Genomic DNA, 4,819 nt, shown 5'->3' with positions numbered 1-4,819 from the left:
TCCTTCGGGTCACGATGCGCGTCGAGGATCTTGTGAGAGGGGGAAACCTGGAGACCCACGAAGTCGAAGGGATCGGCGACTCCAGTCTTTTTTCGATGGTCGAGAAGCTGACCCATCTGGTGAAGGTCGACTTGGGACTCTCCGCCCGAGCCGACACGCGACTCGATCGACACTTGCGGGACGTGACCACGTCCTCGGTCGAGGCTTACCGACTCTATGCCGAAGGCATGCAGCTGCGCTTCCAAACGTTCCGTTTCGAGGACGCGATCCTGTTTCTGGAAAAAGCGGTCGCGATCGACTCGGGCTTCGCCCTCGCTCTCGCCCAACTGGGGATATGGCACGGGAATCTGAGTCGGCCGAAAGAAATGGAAGCCTATCTCGCGGAGGCCGTTCAGCATCTGGATCGCGTCACCACGCGAGAGCGCTATTACATCGAAGCCTGCTACTATTCCACGCGCGAAATCACGATCGCGAAGGAGATCGAAGCCTACAGAAGACTCCTCGAGCTCTATCCCGAAGACATCGCGCGCCACAACCTGGCGAATTGCTATGCATATCTGGAGCGGTTTCCCGAGGCGATCGAGGAGCTCGAGGAGGTGCGGCGCCGGGGGCTGGTCGTCCACAACTACGAGCTAGCGCACGCGTACGCCTCTCTCGGGCAGATCGATCGAGGCCTTCAGGCGCTCGAGGACGCGCTTTCGTTCCATGCGAACCGCTGGGAGATCCACCGGAACATCGGCCTTCTTCACACCTGGGCGGGACGATACGAGGAAGCGGTCCAGGCTTTCGACAGAGCCGATGTGCTCTCCCCGGGAGAAGAGCACATCGCCTACGGTCGCTGGGAGATCGCGGCGCTCCGCGGTGAGTGGGAGGACGCCGGCGCCTACGCCGGCGAGATGACGCTCTCGGCCGAGCCCTACTGGACCTGGCGCGGGTTTCGAAGCCAGGCCTGGAACCATCTCTATCGCGGACGATCGGCCGATGCTCTCGACTCTCTGGAACGCGCCGCGTTGGCCTATGGCGATGATGGACCGTTCAGCGGTTTCGCCCGAAGCCTCAAATCGCACGTCCTGGTGGAGACAGCCCAGCTGGAAAAAGCCATTGAGGAAGCGCGAAGAGCTCAGGAGCTTGGGGAGGGGCACGTGCCCGAGTGGCAGGGTCTCTTCTTCGAAGGGCTCGCCCAGGCCCGGCTGGGGCGTTTCGAGGACGCGCGGAAGACGGCGCAGAAGCTGCGGCGACGCACGGAGCCCATTCCGGGAAATCGCGAGAAGAGGCGATGGCACCATCTCTCGGGCGAGATCGCGCTCGCCGCGGGCGAGCACGAGCAAGCGATCGGAGAGCTCGAGAAGGCTCGGTCTCTTCTTCCTCCGCGCGGGCTTCACTGGCCGCGGGGCCGTCTCAACGACCACGTTCCCGTCTGGTACTCCCTCGCGTCCGCTTATGTCGCCGCAGGCGACGAGGAGGAGGCACTGCACTTCTTCAGCCGCATTGCCGAGAGCGGCTACGAGCACCTCTACTGGCCCATCCCCTACGTTCGCAGCCTCTCCTTTCTCGCGTCGATCCACGAGAATCGGGGAGAGCTGGAGAAGGCCCGGAAGCTCCGCGAGCGCTTCGCGAACTACTGGGGAGGATTCACGGACATGACGAGCCTCCCCCTACCGGAGCGGAGCACCGCAACGCAGTAGGGTCCATCCTCTAACGGCAAGGCTGCCGTCTTGCCTATTTGCGGCTTGGTGAGAGTGAGCGAACCCACGATTTCGCCTACTGTGTTCTCGGGAATGTCCGGACAAAGCGCCTGAGGTCTTGGGTCTGGATGGTCGGCGCAGATTCGAAGCTCTCCGTCGACCTCGGTGGGGTGCGCGTTCTTGAACACGCTCACGACCACTTTGGTGACTTTGCCCTCGATCTCCTCGATCTTGAACACCCACTCTCCAGCATTGCCCGGTACGCAGGCAGCGCGCGCATCCGGACCTTTGCTCATCGGCACCTCGATCGCCGCTTGAGCGTAGACCGCTCGACCGGCAACGAAGTTCATAGAGAGAATCCCGAGCCAACCGAGCCAATGCTTCGTCATCGTTAGCCTCCTTGTTGGGGTCAGGCTACCGGGTGCGGCGCCTCGAATCTTGAGGAGACGATGAAAGAACGATGAAAAGTTTGCCTCAGAGTTCAATCGAGGTCGTGGCGCAGTCCCCCAAGGGGTGGAAGATGGTGAGGAGAGCACCTGCTGGTTAGTTTTGCGGCGAAACCGGAGAACTCTAACCTTATGACGGTGGCTTTCTTCGCCGGACGGCCCATTGCAAAGTTGCCGGCCGTAAGCGGCCCGAGCCGTGGCGGCCGACCCGCCTCCGCTGGAAGCTTCGGCGGGTCCGAGCCTTAGCGCGAAGACGAATCGTTCACGGGTGCCGCCATGGCATTGAGCATGAATGCCTCCACTTAATCTCCAGAATCAGGCCTCCTTGATTCCAGTGGGTCGCCAGGTAGAGTATTTGGTAAGAGTAAGAATGAGAATTACATCCAAAGGTCAGGTGACGATCCCTCAGGAGATCCGAGAGAAGCTCGGGCTCGTTCCCGATACCGAGGTCGAGTTCGAAGTGTCGGGGAACGTGGTGCGTCTGCGGAAGGCGAAAAAGGGAGCCCGTCGAGGGAGGAGGCTCTTGGCCCGCATGCGTGGTAAGGGATCCGTCCGCATGAGTACCGACGAGATTCTGGCTCTCACGCGAGAATAGTCGTTGAGCTCGATCCTCGTCGACAGCAACGTCATCCTCGACGTATTTACCGAGGACCCACACCTGGTATCGCCGGTCCGCAGACCCCTATCTTGGTATATTCTATTCGAGTCGTCACTATGGCCAGCACAAGTGTCCATCTGCCGGACGAGCTCGTCGAGCGACTCGACAAAATCGCGCGGGAGTCGGGCCGAAGCCGAAACCGAGTCATTGTCGAAGCCTGCGAAGCCTATCTCGCGGAGGCTCGCGAGCAGTGGCCGGAGGACTTTTATTCGAGCGATCGACTCCCACCCTCCGATGAGAAAGCGCTTCGAGATTCGCTCGCGAAATGGCTGGAGTCGATCCAATCGAGTCGTCGAAACCGCGGTGTGGCACCGTTTTGATGCTGGTTTTGGATACGAGTGCTGTTTCGACGGTGATGCACCGCGTGTCGACGCTCGAGTCGCAACGCACAACGCGGGGCACTTTCGTGAGCTCAACGGAGTCGAGGTCGACGACTAGGGACCGCCATCGGGTCAGAAGATAGGAAGATAGGAAATTTCACCTATCGAGGAGTAGAGCTGCGTCAATTTGCTCCGTCGGTCCTCCTTTCTCCGTGCTTCGTATCGAAGAGCCACTCCACCGCGGCTCTTCCGCAACGGACCCCCGTCGCCGCGGCTTTTCCGAACGCCGTTCCGTAGAGCGCGTTCCCCGCGAGGTACAGCCCGGGCAGTCCCGAGAGCGCCTCCTCGATGCGCCGGATGCTCTCGAGGTGTCCGAGCTCGTACTGGGGGATGGCTCGCTCCCAGAGTTTCGCGCGTGAAAAAAAGGGCTCGGCGTCGAGGCCGAGAAGCACTGCCATCTCCCGCTTCGCCGTCTCCATGAGCTCGTCGGGGCCGCGGGAGGCGATCTCGGGGTCGAAGCTTCCTCCGAACAACACACGGATGAGCAGGTGCTCCTCCGCGTTTCTCTTGTCGAATAGATAGCCGTCCCAGGTCGCGCCGAGGGCGCGGTAGCCGGCCCCCCGAGGCAGGAGGACGCCGAAGCCTCGAGGAATAACCCGCCTCGCTTCGGAGCCGTATCCGAGAGCGACCACCGCCACGGGCGGGTAGGCGATGAGCTCGAGCTGCCGGGCAATCCCGGGTTCGAGTTGGCTCAGAATCTGCGCGTTGCGGAACCCCTCGCACGCGAGGATCACGGCATCGGCCTCGATGGGGTCCTCCATCTGCCTAATGGCAAGACGATACCGGCCTCCCGGGAGGCGTGCGAGCGCATCGACACGGACGCCGGTCGAGACCGAGATTCCTGGCGAGAAGGCGAGCGCGAGCGGAAGGGACTGGATTCCCTCTTCGAAAGAGCAGAGGCTCGATCGCCGTGGAGGTAGCTGCCCTTTTCGACGCAATCGCGCCCGCGCGATCTGGGCGCGCACGAGCGAGCCGTGATCGCGCTCGAGGGACGCCATCAGAGGAAAGGCGGCTTCGAGCGACAGCCGCTTTGCGTCTCCCGCGAAGATCCCGAGCACCATCGGATGTATGAGCCGGTCCGCAAACTCCGGGCCGAGCCGTCTCGCCGCGAAATGCCACACCGATTCGTCCGAGTCGTCCGCCTTGGCCGGGATGAACGGCTCGCCCGCGGCGCGGAGCAGACCCTTCAGGCTCAGAAGCCCGCTGGTAGCGAAACCGATGGGATGGGCCTCGACTTCTCGGACCCGCCCGCGCGAGTAGACGAACCGGTGCTTGTGCGCGTCGCTCGCGACGAGGAGCTTTTGCTCGAGCCCCACGTCCCGAACGAGCTCGTCCACGATGGGCTCGGTCGTGAGGTAGCCGATGGGGCCGGTCTCGAAGAGCCAGGCGCTCTCGCGATGGCTTCTCGCCTTGCCTCCGATCTCGCGCTCGCGCTCGAGCAGGCGAACCTCGAGAGGACGGCGGAGGGCTTCCGCCGATTTTCTTGCGGCGAAAGCCGCGGCCGTTCCCGAGATACCTCCACCCACGACGACGAGGCGTTTCAAGGGCTAGACCGTGCGGCTGAACACGGGTTTGGTCTCGTTCGCGTGCCGTTCGCGCATGTAGCGGTCGAAGCACATCGCGAGATTGCGGACGAAGAGCTGTCCCATC

At 62.5% G+C, this 4,819-nt stretch carries 5 protein-coding genes; 3 read left to right on the top strand and 2 right to left on the bottom strand.

Translation table 11 applies throughout. The annotated features are described in order from the left end of the window. On the top strand, nucleotides 1-1,685 hold a 1,685-nt coding region (locus VEK15_27805), incomplete at its 5' end, for a tetratricopeptide repeat protein (protein ID HXV64534.1). Here VEK15_27805 and VEK15_27800 read toward each other — a convergent pair. Continuing rightward, nucleotides 1,619-2,074, bottom strand: coding sequence for a hypothetical protein (locus tag VEK15_27800; GenBank protein ID HXV64533.1), 456 nt, complete (start codon nucleotides 2,072-2,074; stop codon nucleotides 1,619-1,621). The two genes, VEK15_27805 and VEK15_27800, sit on opposite strands and share 67 nt — an antisense overlap. Before the next feature lie 427 nt (nucleotides 2,075-2,501). Here VEK15_27800 and VEK15_27795 point away from each other — a divergent pair, with 427 nt between their 5' ends. After that, complete coding sequence (locus tag VEK15_27795) at nucleotides 2,502-2,726, top strand: AbrB/MazE/SpoVT family DNA-binding domain-containing protein (GenBank protein ID HXV64532.1); 225 nt, start codon at nucleotides 2,502-2,504, stop codon at nucleotides 2,724-2,726. 119 nt (nucleotides 2,727-2,845) lie between these two features. Further along, entirely contained in the window at nucleotides 2,846-3,109 is a 264-nt protein-coding gene (locus tag VEK15_27790) for a ribbon-helix-helix domain-containing protein (protein ID HXV64531.1), read from the top strand. A gap of 182 nt (nucleotides 3,110-3,291) precedes the next feature. Here the strand turns inward: VEK15_27790 and hemG are convergent, their stop codons facing one another. Then, on the bottom strand, nucleotides 3,292-4,713 hold the full coding sequence (hemG, locus tag VEK15_27785) for a protoporphyrinogen oxidase (GenBank protein ID HXV64530.1): 1,422 nt from the start codon (nucleotides 4,711-4,713) through the stop codon (nucleotides 3,292-3,294). Nucleotides 4,714-4,819 lie beyond the last annotated feature (106 nt).

It is taken from the genome of Vicinamibacteria bacterium, from assembly GCA_035620555.1.
Classification (GTDB): Bacteria; Acidobacteriota; Vicinamibacteria; order Marinacidobacterales; family SMYC01; genus DASPGQ01.
Note: the sequence above shows the minus strand (reverse complement) of the source record. Positions and strands in the feature narration are given on the sequence as shown.